A 19,053-nucleotide genomic window follows, 5' to 3' on the forward strand; every position below is an offset into this window, starting at 1 on the left:
CGGAGCGCAGCGGAGGCAAATCGAACCCAGTCCACTACTCTCTACGGGGTGGCGATATCCAAGGTCGAGCGGTTGATGAATCTGGTTATCGCGCTGCTGTCCACCCGGCAGTTTCTGACCGCGGAGCGTATCCGGGAGTCGGTCGCCGGGTACGAGGAGTCCGCGAGCGACGAGGCGTTCAGCCGGATGTTCGAGCGCGACAAGAACGAGCTGCGCGATCTGGGCATACCCCTGGAAATCGGTCCGGTGAGCCGGTACTCGGGTGTCGAGGGCTACCGCATCAACCGGGATGCGTACGAACTACCCGATATCGATCTGACCAGCGAGGAGTCCGCCGCGGTCGCGGTGGCGGTGCAGCTGTGGGAGTCCCCGGAGCTGGCCGCGGCCGCCGAGGGCGGACTGCTCAAGCTGCGCGCGGCCGGTATTCACGTGGAGCCCGACGCCGGGGTGTCGGCGGTGCCCGCGGTCCCGGCCCGCACCCGCGGCTCGGAACCGGTACTCGGCAAACTGCTCGCGGCCATCGACGCCGGACGGGCGGTGACGTTCAAACACCGGCAGTCCCACGGGGATCCGGTGGAACGGGACGTGCAGCCCTGGGGTGTGGTCACCCACCACGGCCGCTGGTATCTGGTCGCGCACGACAATGTCCGCAACGCGCAGCGCGTGTTCCGCATCTCCCGCATCGACGAGGACGTCACCGAGTACGGCCCGGCCAATGCGGTGCACAAGCCCGAGGACCTGGACCTGCGGGCCGTGGTCGCCGAGGTCACCGCGCAGACCCCGATCAGCGGCTCGGCCACGGTGTGGGTGGCCGAGGGCCGCGGGCAGGAGATCCGCCGCCTCGGGCCGGTCATGGAGGAGCGCACGCTCGGCGGACGTTCCGGCTCGATCGTGGAGGTGCCCATTCGATCCCGGGACTGGCTGGCCCGGCTCATCACCGGACTCGGCGCGGACGCCCTGGTGCTCGCCCCGGAAGACCTGCGCGAGAATGTGATCGCGCGCCTGAAGTCGGTGCTGGAGCGGACGGAGGTGTCGGCATGAGCGAGGCTGCGTCGCGGAAACGCCGGGGAGACAATGTGATCGACGCCGGCGGCGCGCGCCGGGGCGGAACCGGTGACGGCGCACGGGCTTCCGATGGTGCGAAGGACCGGCGGGGGAGCGCGGCGGCCAGCACCAGCCGGCTCTCGACCCGGCTGGCCCGGCTGCTCAACATGATTCCGTACTTCCAGGCCAATCCGGGCATCAGCGCGGCGGAGGCGGCGGCCGAACTCGGCGTGTCCACCAAGCAGCTGATGACCGATCTCAACCAGCTGTGGATGTGCGGCCTGCCCGGATACGGTCCGGGCGATCTCATCGACCTGTCGTTCTCCGAGGAGAGCATCGAGGTCACCTTCTCCGCGGGCATCGACCGGCCGCTGCGCCTCACCTCCCTGGAGGCGACCGCGTTGCTGGTGGCGCTGCGCTCCATCGCGGACCTGCCCGGCATGGTGGATCCGAGCGCGGCGCACGCCGCTATCGCGAAGATCGAATCCGCCATTACCGGCCGGGAATTCGCCGGACCGCCGCTCCCCGTGCCGATCGAGGCCCCCGCCGTGGCAACCGTCCGGGCCGCGCTGGAGCACGATCACGCGCTATGCCTGGTCTATTACTCGGCCAGCCGCGACGTGGTCTCCGAGCGCATTGTGGACCCGATCCGAATCGTGCTGGTGGACAACAACAGCTACCTGCAGGCGTGGTGCCGGCAGGCCGAGGGCGTGCGCCTGTTCCGCCTCGACCGCATCGAGGAGGCCACCGAGCTCGACGAGCCGGCCCGCCCGCCCGCCGAGGCCGCCGCCGACGAGACCGCCGCCCTGGACCTGTTCGTCGACGATCCCGCGGTCCCGCTGGCGCGCTTGCTGATTCGCCCCGACTACGCCTGGGTGCTCGAGCAGTACCCGATGCACCGGGTCACCGCCCACCAGGACGGCAGCGTCGAGGCCACCATGCGTTTCGCCACCCTGGACTGGATGGCGCGGCTGCTGCTCGGCTTCGGCGCCGGCGTCACCGTGCTCGGCCCGGCCGAACTGGTGACCGCGGTGCGCGAGCGGTCCAGCTCGGCGCTGGCCGCCTACGCCGGGTTCGAGGGGGTCGGTCCCGCTTGAGTTTCCGTGTGACGGTGCTGGGGGCGGGCAGCATCGGCTGTTACGTAGGCGGTCGGCTCGCCGCGGCCGGGGCCGAGGTCACCTTCGTCGGACGGCCGCGCGTGGTGGAGGAGCTGCGCACCTTCGGGCTGCGGCTCACCGATCTGGACGGCAATGACGCGCGGGTCGAACCGGACGCCTTCCGCGCGGTCACCGAGCCCGCCGGTGACGCCGATCTGGTGCTGATCACCGTGAAATCCGCGGCCACCGCCACCGCCGCCGCCGAACTGGCCGGCCTGCTGCGGCCCGGCACGGTGGTGATCAGCCTGCAGAACGGCATCGGCAACGACGCGGTCATCCGCGAGCTCCTGCCCACCTGCGTGGTGCTGGCCGGGATGGTCATGTTCAATGTCGTTCATCACGGTCAGGGCCGCTTCCACCGCGGCACCGCGGGCACGGTCGACGTCGCCGACGACCCGGTGCTCAACCGGTTCGGTGCGGTCTTCGCCAAGTCCGGTCTGGGCTTCGAACGGTATGCCGATCTGCTGCCCATCCAGTGGGCGAAGCTGCTGCTGAACCTGAACAACCCCATCAACGCGCTGTCGGGCCGCCCGCTGCGCGAGGAGCTCGGTACCCGCGACTACCGCCGCTGTCTGGCGCTGGCCCAGCGGGAGGCCCTGGACGTGATGGCGGCGGCCCGCATCCGCCCGGCCCGGCTCACGCCGCTGCCACCGGAGATGATGGCCCGGCTGCTGACCGTGCCCGACGGCGTCTTCCGCCGGGTTGCCGGAAAGGTGCTGGCAGTCGATCCGGTGGCCCGCTCGTCCATGGCCGACGACCTGGCCGCCGGGCGCAGAACCGAAATCCCTTGGCTGTGCGGTGAAATCGTGAGTCTCGGGGCCATGGTAGGAATACCCACGCCGGTGAACCAGAAGCTGATCGAACTCGTGTCAGCTGCGGAGAACGGCGACCGGCGCACCTGGTCGGGCCCGGAATTGCTGGAACAGCTCACCGACGCCGCGCGTGACGGCGCGGCGAACAAGGGTTGACAACAAGCTTCGCGATATGCGGGTCCGGTAGCATCGGACTCACCAGAGTCTTTGGAGGTAATGGAATGACAGGCGCCATCAGCCCGTGGCACTTGCTGATCGTCGTGCTGATCTTCTTGCTGTTCTTCGGTTCGAAGCGCATGCCCGACGCGGCCCGTAGCCTGGGTCGCTCGATGCGCATCTTCAAGACCGAGGTCAGCCAGATGCAGAACGAGGGCAAGACGGGCGAGGCCGCTCCCGAGGCCCAGGCCCAGCCGGTGCAGCCGCCGGCCCAGCTGCCGCCCGCCCAGCCGGTGCAGCCTACGCCGCAGCCGAACGACCAGCAGAAGGCCTGAGGCCACGACCAGCCGGGATGAGCGCCGCTCATCCCGGATGAGGCGTTGTCCGGGTCCGGTTACTCCGGATCTTCAGGGGCGTGCAGTCGCGCCCGCGTCTTCTTTGGCCGCAAGGCGGAGGCAGTCACACACACATGCGCATCCCGTTCGATCCCCGGCGCAGTAAGCGCCGCACGAACCCCGACGGCACCATGTCCTTGGTGGAGCACCTCTCGGAGCTCCGCAGGCGCTTGCTCATCGCGCTGGCGTGGGTCGCGATCGGCACCCTGTTCGGGTTCTTCTGGTACTCGCATTCGATCTTCGGGATCGAGAGTCTCGGTGAGATCCTGCGTGGTCCCTACTGTGATCTGCCCGCCTCCTCGCGGGCCAATCTGAGCACCGACGGCGCCTGCCGATTGCTGGCGACCGCGCCCTTCGAGCAGTTCACGCTGCGCCTGAAGGTCGGCACCACCGCGGGTGTGGTGGTGGCCAGCCCGTTCTGGCTGTATCAGCTGTGGGCGTTCATCACGCCCGGTCTGTACGCCAAGGAACGCAAGTACGCGATCTCGTTCGTGGCGGCGGGCGCGGCGCTGTTCGTCACCGGTGCGGTGCTGGCGTACTGGGTGGTCGCCCACGCGCTCAGCTTCCTGATGACCATCGGCAACAACGTGCAGATCACCGCGCTGAGCGGTGCGCAGTACTTCAGCTTCATCATCAAGCTGCTGGTCATCTTCGGCGTCAGCTTCGAAACCCCTTTGCTCATCGTGGGTTTGAACTTCCTCGGGGTGCTGACCTATCAGCGGCTCACCAAGTGGCGGCGCGGGCTGATCTTCGGCCTGTTCGTGTTCGCGGCCATCGTGACCCCGCAGGACCCGATCTCCATGCTGTCGCTGGCGCTCGCGCTGACGCTGCTGTTCGAGATCGCGGTGCAGTTCGCGCGCCTCAACGACAGGCGCCGGGCCCGCAATGCGGAGGCCTGGGACAAGCTCGCCGACGACGAGGCGTCCCCGCTGGACACCACGCCCGGCGGTGTCGACGCCCCGACTCCGGTGCCGACCGCGGAACCCGTGGTTGCCGCACCGCTCGAGAAAACAACGCGAGGCGTGTCGGATTACTCCGATACTCTCTGAAAAGTGACATCAAGGTCGCTTACTGGCGAACTGGCGGCATTCGCCACCGAACTGAAATTCGAGCTCGATCCGTTCCAGCGGCAGTCGTGTGAGGCGCTCGAGGGCGGGCACAGTGTGCTCGTCTGCGCGCCCACCGGCGCCGGCAAAACCGTGGTCGGCGAGTTCGCGGTGCATCTGGCGCTGGCCGCGGGCGGGAAGTGTTTCTACACCACGCCCATCAAGGCGCTGTCGAACCAGAAGTTCGCCGATCTCACCGAACGTTATGGCCGCGACGAGGTCGGCTTGCTGACCGGCGACCAGTCCATCAACCCCGACGCCTCGGTGGTGGTGATGACCACCGAGGTACTGCGCAACATGCTGTACGCGAGTTCCGATGCGCTGCGCGGGCTTTCGTACGTCGTCATGGACGAGGTGCACTACCTGGCCGACCGCTTCCGCGGCGCGGTGTGGGAGGAGGTCATCCTGCACCTGCCGCCGGAGGTGCGCCTGGTCAGCCTGTCCGCGACGGTCTCCAATGCCGAGGAGTTCGGCGCGTGGATGGAGACCGTGCGCGGTGACACCGCGGTGATCGTGGACGAGACCCGGCCGGTGCCGCTGTGGCAGCACGTCATGGTCGGCAGGCGCATGTTCGACCTGTTCGATCCGAAGTCCAGCGATGCCAAGGTGATCGTGGACGGCGACCTGCAGCGCTACATCAAGCACCGCGAAGCCGTTGACCGGATGGACAATTGGGCGGTGCCGGGGCGCGGTCGCGGCGGGCCGCGGCGCTCGTTCCGGCCCATGCCGCGGCCGGAGGTGATCGCCCGCCTCGATGACGAGGGGCTGTTGCCGGCGATCACGTTCATCTTCAGCCGCGCCGGATGCGATGGGGCCCTGGCACAGTGCGTGCGCTCGCGGCTGGATCTCTCGCGCGAGGACGATCGCGCGGAGATCGACGCCATCATCGAGAAGCACACCGGGGATCTGCCGCGCAGTGACCTCGAGGTGCTCGGGTACTGGGAGTGGCGCGAGGCGCTGCATCGCGGCTTCGCCGCGCACCACGCGGGCATGCTGCCCGCCTTCCGGCACACGGTCGAGGAACTGTTCGTGCGCGGGCTGGTGCGGGCCGTGTTCGCCACGGAGACACTGGCTCTCGGCATCAATATGCCGGCGCGGACCGTGGTGCTCGAGCGGCTGGTGAAGTTCAACGGCGAGAGCCACGCCGAGCTGACGCCGGGGGAGTACACGCAGCTCACCGGGCGGGCCGGGCGGCGCGGGATCGACGTCGAGGGCCACGCGGTGGTGCTGTGGCAGCCGGAGGTGGATACCAGCGCGGTGGCGGGTCTGGCCTCGACGCGGACCTATCCGTTGCGGTCGTCGTTCCGGCCGGGCTACAACATGTCGATCAATCTGGTCGATCGCATGGGTGCGGTGGAGTCGCGGGCGCTGCTGGAGCGGTCCTTCGCCCAGTTCCAGGCCGACCGGTCGGTCGTGGGCCTGGTGCGGGGCATCGAACGCAACGAGGCCCAGCTCCGCAAGCTGCGCTCGCAGCTCGGCGATGAGAGCTTCTTCGAATACATCCAGCTGCGCGAACGCGTCCGGGACCGGGAGCGGCACCTGGAACGGCAGGGCCGCACGGACCGGCGACAGGCCGCGGTGTCCGCGCTCACCGCGCTGCGGCGCGGGGACGTGGTGGCGATTCCGTCCGGACGCCGACAGGGTCTGGCCGTGATCCTGGAACCCGATGCGACACCGGGTGACCCGCGTCCGCTGGTGCTCACCGAGGACAAGTGGGCGGGCCGGGTCTCGGCCGCCGACTTCCCGACCCCGGCCGAATCGCTGGGCCGGCTGCGGCTACCCAAGCACGTCGACCACCGCACCGCGCGGGTGCGCCGTGACCTGGCGTCCGCACTGCGCAGCACCGGCATCACCGTGCCCCGGCGCGGGCGGCAGGGCAGCGGCAAGTCCAAGGCCGCCGACGACCGCGAGCTGCAGACCCTGCGGCGGGCATTGCGCAATCATCCGGCGCACTCGCGCCCGGACCGGGAGCAGCTGGCGCGTATCGGCGAACGCTACAACCGGGTCGAGCGCGAGACCGAGCACCTGCGCCAGCAGGTGGCGGCCACCACCAACTCCCTGGCACGCACCTTCGACCGGATCCTCGGGCTGCTCGAGGAGCGCGGCTACGTCGAGCACGGCGAGGTCACCCAGGACGGCCGCCGCCTGGCCCGCATCTACGCCGAGGCGGATCTGGTTGTGGCGGAAAGCCTTCGGCAGGGACTGTGGCGCGGGCTCGGCCCGGCCGAGCTGGCCGCGGTGGTGTCCATCCTGGTGTACGAATCCCGGCAGGAGGGCGGCTACCTGGGCGCCTCGGGCCCGACCGCGCCGATTCGCCGGGCCGTGGACGCCACCATCGGGGTGTGGTCGCAGTTGCGCGCCGACGAGTCCCGGCACCGGGTGCAGCCCACCCGGGAACCCGACCTCGGTTTCGTCACAGGTGTCTACACCTGGGCCCGCGGCGACGATCTCGCCGATGCGCTGCTCGCCAGCGGTGATCGCGGAAACCCGCTCTCCGCGGGCGATTTCGTGCGCTGGTGCCGCCAGGTCATCGATCTGCTGGACCAGATTCACAGCACCGCCGACGACCTCGAGGTGGCGGCCACCGCGAGCAAGGCGGTGCGGGCCATCCGCCGGGGTGTCGTAGCCGTGGACGCGGCGTAGTAGATACGACTGTGCTTTGATTCTTGGATGTACCGACCGCAGCGGGGACACGAGCGTGTTCCCGCTCGGGGGGCTAGCGTGAGTACAACGGATTGCTATTGGAGGCAAGCAGATGAGCGGCCCGTACGGACCGAATGACGCCCCTGGTCAAGGGGGAGGCAACGATCCGACGCAGCAGTGGGGCGGTCAGCAGCCCGCGCCCGGCGCCGGACCGACTCAGCAGTGGGGTGGCCAGCAGCCCGCGCAGCCGACCACGCAGTGGGGCGACCCGTCGCAACAGCAGCAGCCGGCCCAGCAGTGGGGGCAGGGCCAGCCGCAGCAGCCGTGGGGGCAGTCGCAGCCGCAGCAGCCGGTGCAGCAGCCGTGGGGGCAGAGCCAGCCGCAGTGGCAGCAGCCGCAGGGCGACCAGCCGTGGGGGCAGCCGCAGCCGCAGTGGCCGCAGCAGGGTCAGCCCGGACAGCCGGGGCAGCAGGAGTGGAACCAGCAGGCGGGCCAGCAGTGGCCGCAGCCGCAGCAGCCGCCCGCCGGCAAGAAGAAGACCGGTCTGATCATCGGGATCGTGGTCGCCGTCGTGGTGGTGCTGGCCGCGGCCGGTGGTGGTCTGGCCTGGTTGCTGAGCAAGGACCAGCTGGACAACAAGGCCGTGCAGTCCGGGGTGCAGAAGGTCCTCAAGGACTCCTACGGCATCGACGACGTCCAGGACGTGAGCTGCCCGTCGGGTCAGAAGGTCGAGGTCGACAAGACCTTCGACTGCACCCTCAAGGTGGGTGGCGAGAGCAAGAAGGTGACCATCAAGATCACCAAGGATGACGGCACCTACGAGGTCGGCCGCCCTAGCTGATTTTTTCGGGCGGGGGAACTGGCCAATTGTGTTGGGCCCGGGCGTGATCGGACGATCATGGTCGGGCCCTCACGTTTGCCAAGGATTGTCTGATCGTCGCTGACGAGTACAGTGGGCCGAAATCTTCTCGTTGATCGTGATCGGGGGGCAAGATGAAATCGACTGTTCGTATCGTGGGCTGGACCGCGACCGTGGCGGCCGTGGTGAGCGCCGGGCTGGCGTCCGCGCCGTTCGCGGGCGCCAAGGCGGCGGGTCCCGCGGTCAACGACTGCATTACCAACAAGGCCGATGTGCAGCCTGCCGCCATGGTGCTGGCATGTGGCGACGGCGGGCTCAGCGTCCGCGACATCACCTGGAGCAGTTGGGGTCCCGACACCGCCGAGGGCGACGGCACCGAGTACCGGCGCGTGTGCCGGCCGAGCTGCGCCGCCGGGAACACCGCCACCGGCACCACCCACATCACCCTGCGCAATCCGCAGGACGGCTATTTCACCGAGGCCGCCATCACCGATCTCGATGGCAAGCCCGAGACCTGGCCCGTGGGCCCGCTACGACACTGATCAGCGCTTGGCCATGGCGGTGATGAGCCGCTTGACCGGGTTCTCGGCGTTGTAGACGCTGGCCAGTTCCGCGAGGCGATCCGGGTCCGCCGGAGTGATGGGCAGCAGGTCCGGGCCCGAGTGTGCGACGTCGGCATCCCGGACGACCCGGACGACGGGGGCCGCGGCCTTCAGATAGTCGTCGGCGGCAACGAGTTTCGCGCGCACACCCTTGGCGAGATCGGAGTCCGGGTCGGCGGCCGCGGCGCGCAGGGCCTCCACCGAGCCGAAACGGGAGATGAGCTGGGCGGCGGACTTGTCGCCGATGCCCGCGACGCCGGGCAGGCCGTCGGAGGCGTCGCCGCGCAGCGTGGCCATATCGGCGTAGGCGGGGCCGGCATTCTCTTCCGGCACACCGTATTTGGCAGAGACCTCGGCCGGGCCCCAGAGCTCCGCCTTGGCCAGGCCGCGGCCGACGTAGAAGACCCGCACCGGGGGTGCCGGGGTGTCGCGGACCAGCTGCAGCAGATCCCGATCGCCGCTGACGACGATCACCTGGTCGGTGCCCTCTCGGGTGGCCAGGGTGCCGATCACATCATCGGCCTCCAGGCCCTCGGCCCCGGCGGTCGCGATGCCGGCGGCTTCGAGCACGTCCATGATCATGTCGACCTGCGGGGTGAGGGTGTCCGGGACTTCCTCGGCCACGACCCCGGCGCCCGGCTCGCCGGCGTCCTCGGCCACCCGATGGGCCTTGTACGACGGCAGCAGGTCCACTCGGAACTGCGGCCGCCAGTCCAGGTCCAGGCACACCACCAGCCGGCTCGGCGCATGCTGCTTGACCAGCGCGGCGACCATGTCGGTGAACCCGCGTAGCGCATTGACCGGCCGCCCGTCGGGTGCGGTGATCTTCTCCGGGATCGCATAGAACGCCCGGAACCACAGACTGGCCCCATCGAGCAGCAACAACGGACCGGTGGCAGGGGTGCTCATAGCGGTCGACCCTACCGGGACCGGCCGACAGGTCCGTGCAGCGCCGCGTGTCCGTCGGTCGTCGACCCGTGCGGGCGCCGCCGGGGGATGGCTCGGTGGACCCGGTGTGCCGGCGCGCTGGTGCGGTCGAAGCCGCACTGGTTCGTATGTGGGCCGAAAAGTGCTGAGCGGCAGGGGGCTCGGGGTGTTGTCCGGTGGTGGCACACGGTGGTGGGGTGCGAAGTTCGACAGTGGCTGGAGGGTGGCGGGGTTGGGGAGTAGCGTCGGTGGGCATGAGCGCTCATCACGAGTCACGGTTCGCGGCGGAGGTCTACGGGTCACGGTTGGAGCGGGCGGCCGAGTTGGCGCGCCACGCTCATCTCGACGCGTTGCTCATCACACCGGGTGCTGACCTGCGGTTCCTCATGGGGTCGCGGGCGCAGTCCTTCGAGCGACTGACCTGCCTGGTGATCCCCGCCAGCGGGGAGACGCCCTCGGTGGTGATCCCGAAGCTGGAGCTGGCCTCGCTGAAGGGATCGGCGGCCGGTGAGCTGGGGTTGCAGATCGTGGACTGGGTGGACGGGGTGGACCCGTATCGCATCGTCCGGAACGTGCTCAATGCCGGTGCGCGGGTGGCGGTCACCGATGTCATGCCCGCCCTGCACCTGCTGCCCATCGCCGATCAGCTTGGCTCGCTACCGGTTTCGGCCACCCCGCTGCTGCGCGAGCTGCGAATGGTGAAGGACCCCAGCGAGATCGAGGCCCTGCGCCGGGCCGGCGCGGCCATCGACCGGGTGCACGCCCGCATGGCCGAGTTCCTGCGTCCCGGCCGCACCGAGGCCGAGGTGGGCGCGGATATCGCGGCCGCCATTGTCGAGGAGGGCCACACCGAGGCCGACTTCGTCATCGTGGGCAGCGGCCCGCACGGCGCGGACCCGCACCACCTGGTGTCGGATCGGGTGATCGAGCCGGGTGACGTGGTGGTGATCGATATCGGCGGTCCGGTCGAGCCCGGCTACTTCTCCGATTCCACCCGCACCTACGTACTCGGCGAGCCGAGCGAGGAGGTGGCCGCGCAGTTCACCGAACTGGAACGCGCCCAGGCCGCCGCGGTGGCCGCCGTGCGCCCCGGCGTCACCGCCGAATCCATCGACGCCGCCGCCCGCGACGTGCTGGCCGCTGCAGATCTGGCCGACTACTTCGTACACCGCACCGGCCACGGCATCGGACTGTCGGTGCACGAGGAGCCCTACATCGTGTCCGGCAACGACCTGGTCCTCGCACCGGGTATGGCCTTCAGCATCGAGCCGGGCATCTACTTCCCGGGGGCCTGGGGCGCGCGCATCGAGGACATTGTGATCGTCACCGAGGACGGCTGCGAGTCGATGAACAACCGCCCCCACGGACTGACCCGCCTATAGCTCCACCCCCACCCGATTCCGGGTCAGCAGGCAGCGTCGGCGTCGAAAGTGGCGGCGTAGCGCCAGAAGTCGCGCATGGTCGTATCCGGGGTCGGGCTGTCGGCACCGACCTGGGTCAGGAGGATGGTGACGGTGCCGGTGGCCGGGATGATGTGGGCGCAGGTGCCGGTGCCGCCGACCCAGCCGTAGCGGCCCGGCACGTTCCACGGTTCCAGGTGGGCGATGTCGACCGTGCCGCCGCAGCCCCAGCCCTGGCCCTCCAGGAAGAGATCGCCGTGGGCACGCTGGGCTGGAGTGGTGTGGTCGGTGGTCATGAGGCGAACCGCGTTGGCGGACAGCAGTTTCCGGCCCTCCGGGGTGACGCCGTCGGCGAGCAGCAGGCGCGCGAAGCGGAGCCAGTCGCCTGCGGTGCCCGCGAGGCCGCCGTGACCGAGCGGGAAGGCCGGGGGAGTGCTCCACTGGCCGTCGGGGGCGTCGGCCAGTTCGAGGCCGGTGTCGCCGCGGCGGTAGTAGCTGGTGAAGCGGTCGCGGTGGGCGGCGGGGACGGTGAAACCGGTGTCCTGCATGCCGAGCGGTTCGAACAGCCGCTCGGTCAGGAAGTCGGGGAAGGTCCGGCCGGAGGCGCGGGCGACGAGTGCGCCCTGCAGGACCGAGCAGGTGTCGTAGAGCCACGCGGTGCCCGGCTGGGCCAGCATGGGCAGTGCGGCCAGCTCGGCCAGCCATTCGTCCATGGACGGGTAGCTCTGCGGTTCCCGGCCGTCGCGCTGGACGGGGAACACCGCCTGGACGGCGGGCAGTTCGAAATCGGAGGCCCAGCCGTAGCCCGCCCGGGAGGTGAGCAGGTCGAAGACGGTGATCGGGCGATGGGCGGGCACCACCTCGTCGAGGGGACTGCCGGGGGTGCGGACCACGCGCGGGTGGGTGAGTTCGGGCAGCCACGGGGCGATGGGGTCGTGTAACCCGATCACCCCGTCCTCGACGAGCATCAGCACGGCCGCGGCGGTCAGCGGCTTGGTGATCGACGCCCAGCGGAACAGCGAATCCGCGGCCATCGGGACCGTGCCGCCCGCGTGGGCCAGGCCGACGGCGGCGGTCTGCATCCGGTCGCCACGCGCGATCAGGCCGACCGCGCCGGGGACACCGCCGTCGTCGACGTGTGCCTGCAACACTTCTCGGAGCGTGGACATGGCTCTCCCTCTCTGGTGCGCACTCGAGAGATTGGACGTGCCGTGTGCCGCAAAGTAATCGGTCGCGCACCAGCCGGGATCGGTGTCAGTGCCCGGCGGCGTCGCCCTTGAAGACGCTGCTGGCCATCACGCGCTGCACAGCGATGGCGATCACGACGCGGGTCGGGTTCTCCCGGGGCTGTCGGTAGCGCCCGGCGTAGCGCTCGACCGCGTCGGCCACCGAATCGGGGTCGTCGAGCACGGTGGCGGGACCCTCGAGGGTGATCCAGCGCGGGCCGTCGACCTGGCTCACCGCCGCGTAGCCCGAGCGCCGCACATTGTTGACCTTGACCGACCCGTCATTGGTGATGATGCGCGCGATGCCGGCCTCGGGATCCCAGGTGAACCCGACCGCGACCACATGCGGGGTGCCGTTGGCGCGCAGTGTGGAGAGGGTGGCGAGGTGGCGTTCGGTGACGAAGTCGGCGGCGGCGGGCGACAGTTCCGGGCGTGCGGCGGTGCTGGTCATGATCCGACGCTAGCAATCCGGCCTCGGGAGCACCGGACAGCGGTGCCCGGGTGGCAAACTGTGGGCCATGGGTTTCGGATCGCGGGACGTCGACAAGGGCGTCGTGCTGGTGCTCGGCGGGCGCAGTGAGATCGGGCTGGAGGTGGCGCGACGGCTGTCGCCCGGCCGGGTGGTGATTCTGGCGGCGCGCCGCAGCGACCAGCTACAGGAACAGACGAAGGAGTTGCTGATCGCCGAGGCGGCGGCGGTGCACTGCGTCGAGTTCGACGCCGACGACATGGCGTCGCACCAGCCGCTGTTGGAGAAGATCATCGCCGAGCACGGACGCATCGGCGTGGCCGTGGTGGCATTCGGGATTCTCGGGGATCAGGCTCGGGCCGAGGAGGATCCGGCGCACGCGGTCGAGATCGTGTTGACCGATTTCGTCGCCCAGGTGAGCGTGCTCACCAGTCTGGCGAATCTGCTGCGTGAGCAGGGCGACGGTCAGATCGTGGTGTTCAGTTCCATCGCGGGTGTGCGGGTGCGGCGCGGGAACTACGTGTACGGCTCGGCGAAGACCGGTCTGGACGGGTTCGCGTCCGGGTTGCAGATGGCTTTGCACGGCAGCGGAGTTCACCTGCTCATGGTCCGATCCGGATTCGTCATCGGGCGCATGACGGCCGGGATGGAGCCCGCGCCGCTGTCGAGCACACCCGATCAGGTGGCCGACGCGGTGGTGGCGGGGCTGTATCGGCGGGCGCGGGATGTGGCGGTGCCGCGGCGGATTCGGCTGCTGTTCGTGGCCATGCGGTATGTGCCGTACTCGGTGTGGCGGCGGATGCCGCGATGACCGGAACCTCACGCCCGTTGCTGCCGATTCCGGTGATCGGCATCGGTGCTGACGGCTGGGACGGCCTGGGCGGCGCGGCGCGGCGCGAGATCGCCGCGTGTGAGGTATTACTGGGCTCCGCACGGCAATTGGTGCTGATCCCCGCAGAGGCGGCGCGCGCGGAGCGGGTGCCGTGGCCTTCGCCGCTGGTGCCCGCGCTGCCGGGGCTGCTGGAACGGTACGCGGGGCGGCGGCTCGGTGTGCTGGCCAGCGGCGACCCCATGTTCTTCGGTATCGGCGTGACCTTGACGAAACTGCTTGGGGCGCAGGCCCTGCGGGTGTTGCCGCAGCCGTCTTCGGCGTCGCTGGCGTGCGCACGGCTGGGCTGGGCACTCAACGAGACGCCGGTGGTGAGCGCGGTCGGGCGGCCTGTGGAGACAGTGCTCCCGGAATTGTCCGGCGGGCGCCGAGTGCTGGTGCTGAGCTCCGATCAGCACACTCCGGCGCAGGTCGCGGAGCTGCTGGCGCGCAATGGCTTCGGCGGGTCGGCGCTCACCGTGCTGGAACAGCTCGGCGGGCCGGACGAGCGGATCGTGCGCGGCACCGCCGCGCGGTGGGACCACCCGGCCGGAGATGCGCTGAACGTCGTGGCCATCGATGGTGTCGCCGACCGGGTTTCGCCGCGCCTGACGCGGATGCCGGGCCTGCCCGACGAGGTGTACGGCGGCGACGGCCAGCTCACCAAGGCCGAGGTGCGGGCGCTCACGCTCGCGGCGCTGGCGCCCGCACCGGGTGAGCTGCTGTGGGATGTCGGGGGCGGTTCGGGCACCATCGCCATCGAGTGGTGCCGCACGAACCCGGCCTGCCGCGCCGTCGCCTTCGAGCGAATGGAGAGCCGCCGCAAGCAGATTACGGCCAATGCCACGGTCCTGGGTGTCCCGGGTGTCGAGGTGCGTGGCGCGGCCCCGGAGTCGTTCGCGGAGCTGCCCGCGCCGGATGCGCTGTTCATCGGCGGCGGGCTCACCCAGGACGACATGTTCGACGTCTGCTGGGAGCGGCTGCGCCCGGGGGGCCGGCTGGTCGCGAGCGCGGTGACCGCCGAATCCGATGTGCTGCTACTGCGCCTGGCCGAGCGGCACGGCGGTGCGTTGCGCCGTTTCCAGGTGTATCGGGCCGAGCCGCTGGGCGGCTTCACCGCCTGGCGGCCACAGCTGCCGGTGACCCAGTGGTCGGTCGTGAAACCCCGTGCGGCAGTGGGCTAGTCGATCGGGGGCAGGGCGAGCGGGCCGGGTTCGAACACGGTCACCAGCACGATGAGGTTGCCGTAGGGCGCGTTCCCGTTGGCGAGGCGGTGCGCGGCCCGGGCGAGAGCGGTGCGCCACCCGTACTTGGCCTCGATCTCGGCCTGCACCCGGGGCACGAAAGTGCCCGTGCTCAGCAGGCGGGCCGTGCCCTGGAGCTGGCGGGAACCGAGTGCGGGATTGCCGCGCCAGTCGCCGGGCTGCACCAGCACCCGGCCGTCCTCGGCGAGTTGCTCGGCCTCGGTGGAGAACGACGAGGTCCGGAAGGCGAGACCGTTGTCACCGATGGGGACCACCAGCCGCGGCACGGTGACCAGCCGGCGCGGGCCGGTGGTCCGCGTCACCAGCACCGTTTTCGCCTGCTGCCAGACGGTGGCCGGGCCGGAGATTTCGCCGCGCGCCGGTATCGGGGCGGGTGCCGCTGCCCCGGGGCGGGCGAACTGGCTACGTGCGGCCGCCGGGTCGATCATCATGTCGGTCATCGCCTTCGATCCTTCCGTGCCGAATTCCACTGCCGGGCTCGGTGCCGGGTGCAGAGCGAGACGGCGCAACGGCACCACATAGTGATTGCCATGTATTCGCTCATTCGGCGGCGACCATGTCGCTGTGGGTCGGTCCGGCACGGTGTCCCAAGAGCGACACACGGGGCAGTCCATCGAGTTTCACCACATGGCACTCGTGGGCCACCCTGCCCCAACACTTCTTGACCACGTCGAGCCCGTCCCCTTCGATAGTCCAGGCGTTCCGCAGATCTGGCAACAGCGCAGGTCAGACGTCGTGAATCTGTAGCGGGGAGATCGCTCGAGGCCGAAGATCCGCCCCAGCGGGGCCGGAAGGATCGCTGCAAGGCCGCCGGGCCGCGAGTTCGGCGACGGTGAGCGCCAGGGGAGTCAGCGCCTCCCAGCGGTGCACCGTCCCCCCGGCCGTCAGCGGCCGCAGAAAAGGCAGGGGCAGGCACCTGACCGGTCTGTTCGCGGCGTCGTAGAGAAACGCGGGCACGAGTTCGGATCGGGGGCCCGAGGCGGTGCCGACCCGTCTTTCGTGTGCGCTGTCTGCGCGCGTGGCGTCAGGTGTGTTTACTGGCGTCATGGCACTGTTCGCTCGAATGGTTTCCGCCGTTGCGCAATTCGCGAACCGCCGGGGCGTCTACGCCGGTCGTCGATCCACGAAGGTTCCGCGTTTATCGGTGGTCGCGGGGGAGGCTGGGCGGGCACCTGCCCGGCCGCCGCGACGCGCGCATCCTGCTGCTCGATCATGTCGGGGCGAAGAGCGGTGTGCGGCGGACGTCCCCGGTGATGTATGTGGAGGCCGGGGATGCGGTGGCGATCGCGGCGTCGAAGGCTGGGCAGCCCGTTCATCCGGCCTGGTTCCACAACCTCGAGGCCAATCCGGACACTGTGATTCAGATCGGGGGCCAGGTGCTGCCGGTGCGGGCTCGGGTGGCCGATCCGGGCGAACGGGATCGGCTGTGGCCGGAGTTCGTGACGGCGGTGCCGGATTTCGCGTTCTATCAGCGGCAGGCGGGACAGCGGGTGATACCGGTTGTCCTTCTCGAGCCCAGGTGATGCCGCCGCGACCCGGCAGGTGTGGAACATGGTTGCTCGACCTGTGGGGGTCGGGTTTGGCCTAGGCTGCTCGGCGTGAGTGCCGCTGCGTCGCGAACGATTGCTCTGCCGCACTGCCGGGTGAGCTATGCCGAGTACGGTGCGGGTGACGGGATACCGGTTCTGTACTGCCACGGCGTGCCCGGAACACATTTGGAGGGTGAGGCTTTCGATGCGGCCGGGGTGGCGGCGGGAATTCGCGTCATCGCGGTCGACCGGCCCGGAATGGCGGAATCGTCGTTGCCCGCGGGGGAGCGGGTGGCGGACTGGGTGGGCACGGTGGCCGCGCTGGCGGATCGGCTGGGGCTGGGGCGATTCGGGGTCATCGGGGTGAGTGGTGGCGGGCCTTTCGCGCTGGCCGTCGCGGCCGGGCTGCCCGGCCGGGTCACGGGTGTGGCGCTCATTTCCGCGCCCGCGCCGCTCGGTGAACAGGCCGACGCCGCGGACCTCGATCCGGTGGCGCGCCGGCGTCGGCGTGGGCTGAATGTCCTGCGGCGGGCCCCTTTTCTGGTGTATCCGATGGCGATGGAGATGTCGCTGGTGATCCGTCGGCGGAAGGGGGTCGCGGGATTGGTCGCGCAGATGGCGGATGTGGATCGCGAGCGGGTCGAGGGCGATCCCGAGCTGGCCGGCAAGCTGGAGGCCAATCTGCGGCGCAGTTTCGAGCAGGGCAGCCGTGGTTTCGCTTCCGACATTCGCTTGGTCTTCACTCGCGAATGGGGATTCCGGCTGTCCGATGTGACCGTGCCGGTGCAGGTCTGGCACGGTGAGGCCGACGGCAATGTCCCCGCCGACGATGCTCGGCGGCTCGCCGCGGCGCTCCCGGACGCCCGGCTGCACCTCGTGCCCGGCGCGGGCCACCTGCTGTTCGTCGAGCGTCCGGCCGACATCCTGGACTCCCTCGGAATCGGCAACACGCCGTGACCGGCGGGCGTCGGGCAATGGTGCAGCCGAGGTCAGAGGCCGACGAGTTCCGCAGGCGTGGACTACCCGCCGGGTCGGTCGAGATGTCTTGCCGCCCTACCCCAGTGCGTGGGCGGTGGTGTATCCGAGCAGTGCCGCGCCGAGCCCCGCGATGATGCTCACGGCGACATTGAGCGTGGCGTACAGATACGAGCGCTGCTCGGCGAGCCGAATGGTCTCGTAGCCGAACGTGCTGTACGTGGTCAGTGCGCCACAGAATCCGGTGCCGACGAGCGCGTAGGTGGGAGACGAGACCGCGGCGCCGGTGAGCGAGCCCAGGATCAGGCAGCCGGTGAGGTTGACCGTCAGTGTGCCCCAGGGGAAGACGCTGTCGTGGCAGGTCTGGATGGCGCGGTCGGTGAGATACCGCGCCGGGGCGCCGACCATCGCGCCGAGAATGACGAGCAGCACGGTCATGCGGTGGCCTCCCGGCGTCGGGCGATCTGGTGGGTGCAGGCCGCGCGGGTGAGACGGACCGCGACCAGGGTCGCCAGCAACGCGCACACCAGGGTGGCGGCCATGTAGGTGAATGCCGTTGCGACCGTGCCCGGTTGCAGCAGTCCGCGAGTTTCGTTGGCGTAGGTGGAGAAGGTGGTGAATCCGCCGAGGATGCCGACGCCGAGGAGCGGGCGTACCAGCGGGTGGGCGGTGATGGTCTCGGTGACGATCACCATCAGCACGCCGATGAGGAAGCAGCCGGCCACATTGGTGAGGAAGGTGGCCCACGGGAACCCGGCGACCGGGGTGGGCCACTTCAGCGCGAGCCCGTATCGGGCCAGTGCGCCGAGCGCCCCGCCGATCGAGATCACGGCCAGGATCGCACCGTGCGATCGCGACAGTTCCTGTGGTTGCCCGGGTTGATGCAGATCGACATCGGGGTCGATCGGTTCGAAGGTCTCGACACCATGGGTCGAATCCAGCTCACTGCTCACACGCGTCTCCTACTCCAGCGCACCCCGAGGGTGTCATTGTGGGGTAGGGACTGTTGGCGGCCGGTGGCTGCGGTTGTTCCGTAAATCGGAGCGGCGAGCCCCACCGCCGCGTCTCGATCAGGGTAGCGAGCCTACGCGGGTCTCCGCTGACGATGTGGGTCAGATCACGTCCCATCCGTCGCGGCTTCCGGAGGTGCGGACGCGGCATCCAGGGCCGCCGGCGGGTGGCCGTGCCGGCGCTGGTAGGCGCGGCGGAAGGAGCCGGGTCCTGGCCGAGTCCTGTTGCGATGGAACGGATCCGGTGGGTTCGAGGGGAAGCCGGCCCAGCTGTGGGATGGTGAAATCGATGACTTCGAGCGCCGAGTGATTTGACTCGGTCGTGTCCCCAGGTTCAGTATGGGCTCGTCAGCACCTCGCTAGGCGAGGCTCCTGTACGAACACAGGCCACTGATCCGACGACGTCGAGAGACGCCCAGGGTTAGGACAGATCTCCCCGGATTAAGGGGTGATCCGAAGTGGCTTCCCGCGAAGGGATACGTCGTGCAGTGCCGAAGCTCTGACGAGAGGGGTGCCCGCAATGTCACTGGTCGTGACATTGTTTCTCCCCTCCGCCGGGTGCGACACCCGTAGATGTGGTCGACGCGCGTGCGTCCCGGCGGTAAGGAGG

General features: G+C 69.7%; 19 protein-coding genes and 1 riboswitch. Of the genes, 13 read left to right on the forward strand and 6 right to left on the reverse strand.

The window, feature by feature from the left end; genetic code table 11:
* The first annotated feature begins 48 nt into the window (after positions 1-48).
* From AB0L60_RS09525 to AB0L60_RS09560, 8 genes are all read left to right on the forward strand, one after another.
* Positions 49-1,041 carry a YafY family protein gene (locus AB0L60_RS09525; protein WP_364609941.1) on the forward strand — a complete coding sequence of 331 codons (993 nt, stop codon included), beginning with the start codon at positions 49-51 and terminating at the stop codon, positions 1,039-1,041.
* The gene (locus AB0L60_RS09530) at positions 1,038-2,141 is read left to right on the forward strand and encodes a YafY family protein (RefSeq protein WP_364609943.1); all 1,104 of its coding nucleotides are present in this window, start codon (positions 1,038-1,040) and stop codon (positions 2,139-2,141) included. The genes AB0L60_RS09525 and AB0L60_RS09530 overlap by 4 nt, the downstream gene beginning before the upstream one ends.
* Entirely contained in the window at positions 2,138-3,169 is a 1,032-nt protein-coding gene (locus tag AB0L60_RS09535; RefSeq protein WP_364609945.1) for a 2-dehydropantoate 2-reductase, read from the forward strand. Before AB0L60_RS09530 ends, AB0L60_RS09535 begins: the two co-directional genes overlap by 4 nt.
* A gap of 65 nt (positions 3,170-3,234) precedes the next feature.
* Positions 3,235-3,504, forward strand: a complete 270-nt coding sequence (gene tatA / locus AB0L60_RS09540; protein ID WP_354832182.1) for a Sec-independent protein translocase subunit TatA — start codon at positions 3,235-3,237, stop codon at positions 3,502-3,504.
* A 134-nt stretch (positions 3,505-3,638) separates the two neighbouring features.
* Entirely contained in the window at positions 3,639-4,613 is a 975-nt protein-coding gene (tatC, locus tag AB0L60_RS09545) for a twin-arginine translocase subunit TatC (RefSeq protein WP_364609949.1), read from the forward strand.
* A gap of 3 nt (positions 4,614-4,616) precedes the next feature.
* Positions 4,617-7,313: an RNA helicase gene (locus AB0L60_RS09550; RefSeq protein ID WP_364609951.1), complete on the forward strand. Its 2,697-nt coding sequence runs from the start codon at positions 4,617-4,619 to the stop codon at positions 7,311-7,313.
* Between the two features lie 112 nt (positions 7,314-7,425).
* Positions 7,426-8,154 carry a DUF4333 domain-containing protein gene (locus AB0L60_RS09555; protein ID WP_364609954.1) on the forward strand — a complete coding sequence of 243 codons (729 nt, stop codon included), beginning with the start codon at positions 7,426-7,428 and terminating at the stop codon, positions 8,152-8,154.
* A 152-nt stretch (positions 8,155-8,306) separates the two neighbouring features.
* Entirely contained in the window at positions 8,307-8,714 is a 408-nt protein-coding gene (locus AB0L60_RS09560) for a hypothetical protein (protein ID WP_364609957.1), read from the forward strand.
* Here AB0L60_RS09560 and AB0L60_RS09565 read toward each other — a convergent pair whose 3' ends face one another.
* Positions 8,715-9,683 carry a 5'-3' exonuclease gene (locus AB0L60_RS09565; RefSeq protein WP_364609960.1) on the reverse strand — a complete coding sequence of 323 codons (969 nt, stop codon included), beginning with the start codon at positions 9,681-9,683 and terminating at the stop codon, positions 8,715-8,717. It lies immediately after the preceding gene.
* 272 nt (positions 9,684-9,955) lie between these two features.
* Between AB0L60_RS09565 and AB0L60_RS09570 the strand changes: the two genes are divergently transcribed.
* Positions 9,956-11,083, forward strand: a complete 1,128-nt coding sequence (locus AB0L60_RS09570; protein ID WP_364609963.1) for a Xaa-Pro peptidase family protein — start codon at positions 9,956-9,958, stop codon at positions 11,081-11,083.
* A 23-nt stretch (positions 11,084-11,106) separates the two neighbouring features.
* Here AB0L60_RS09570 and AB0L60_RS09575 read toward each other — a convergent pair whose 3' ends face one another.
* Together AB0L60_RS09575 and AB0L60_RS09580 are read right to left on the reverse strand one after the other, a co-directional pair.
* On the reverse strand, positions 11,107-12,270 hold the full coding sequence (locus AB0L60_RS09575) for a serine hydrolase domain-containing protein (protein ID WP_364609966.1): 1,164 nt from the start codon (positions 12,268-12,270) through the stop codon (positions 11,107-11,109).
* A gap of 85 nt (positions 12,271-12,355) precedes the next feature.
* The gene (locus AB0L60_RS09580) at positions 12,356-12,778 is read right to left on the reverse strand and encodes a PPOX class F420-dependent oxidoreductase (protein WP_364609969.1); all 423 of its coding nucleotides are present in this window, start codon (positions 12,776-12,778) and stop codon (positions 12,356-12,358) included.
* A 67-nt stretch (positions 12,779-12,845) separates the two neighbouring features.
* On the opposite strand from AB0L60_RS09580, the gene AB0L60_RS09585 reads away from it, so the two are divergent.
* Positions 12,846-13,607 carry an SDR family NAD(P)-dependent oxidoreductase gene (locus AB0L60_RS09585; RefSeq protein WP_364609972.1) on the forward strand — a complete coding sequence of 254 codons (762 nt, stop codon included), beginning with the start codon at positions 12,846-12,848 and terminating at the stop codon, positions 13,605-13,607.
* Complete coding sequence (gene cbiE, locus AB0L60_RS09590; protein ID WP_364609975.1) at positions 13,604-14,848, forward strand: precorrin-6y C5,15-methyltransferase (decarboxylating) subunit CbiE; 1,245 nt, start codon at positions 13,604-13,606, stop codon at positions 14,846-14,848. The genes AB0L60_RS09585 and cbiE overlap by 4 nt, the downstream gene beginning before the upstream one ends.
* On the opposite strand, the gene AB0L60_RS09595 is transcribed toward cbiE, so the two are convergent.
* A complete protein-coding gene (locus AB0L60_RS09595; RefSeq protein WP_364609978.1) occupies positions 14,845-15,369 on the reverse strand; it encodes a hypothetical protein in 525 nt (174 codons plus the stop codon). The two genes, cbiE and AB0L60_RS09595, sit on opposite strands and share 4 nt — an antisense overlap.
* 636 nt (positions 15,370-16,005) lie before the next feature.
* On the opposite strand from AB0L60_RS09595, the gene AB0L60_RS09600 reads away from it, so the two are divergent.
* Both AB0L60_RS09600 and AB0L60_RS09605 read left to right on the forward strand, forming a co-directional pair.
* The gene (locus tag AB0L60_RS09600) at positions 16,006-16,452 is read left to right on the forward strand and encodes a nitroreductase/quinone reductase family protein (protein WP_364609981.1); all 447 of its coding nucleotides are present in this window, start codon (positions 16,006-16,008) and stop codon (positions 16,450-16,452) included.
* 75 nt (positions 16,453-16,527) lie between these two features.
* A complete protein-coding gene (locus AB0L60_RS09605) occupies positions 16,528-17,415 on the forward strand; it encodes an alpha/beta hydrolase (RefSeq protein WP_364609984.1) in 888 nt (295 codons plus the stop codon).
* 96 nt (positions 17,416-17,511) lie between these two features.
* Here AB0L60_RS09605 and crcB read toward each other — a convergent pair whose 3' ends face one another.
* On the reverse strand, positions 17,512-17,871 hold the full coding sequence (crcB, locus tag AB0L60_RS09610) for a fluoride efflux transporter CrcB (RefSeq protein WP_364609987.1): 360 nt from the start codon (positions 17,869-17,871) through the stop codon (positions 17,512-17,514).
* Positions 17,868-18,386 (reverse strand): CrcB family protein, encoded by a 519-nt coding sequence (locus AB0L60_RS09615; RefSeq protein WP_364609990.1) that lies wholly within the window; start codon positions 18,384-18,386, stop codon positions 17,868-17,870. Before AB0L60_RS09615 ends, crcB begins: the two co-directional genes overlap by 4 nt.
* Positions 18,387-18,791: 405 nt before the next feature.
* Positions 18,792-18,961, forward strand: a riboswitch (M-box (ykoK) riboswitch).
* Positions 18,962-19,053: the final 92 nt, after the last annotated feature.

The organism is Nocardia sp. NPDC051981 (genome assembly GCF_040680715.1).
Taxonomy (GTDB): Bacteria; Actinomycetota; Actinomycetes; order Mycobacteriales; family Mycobacteriaceae; genus Nocardia.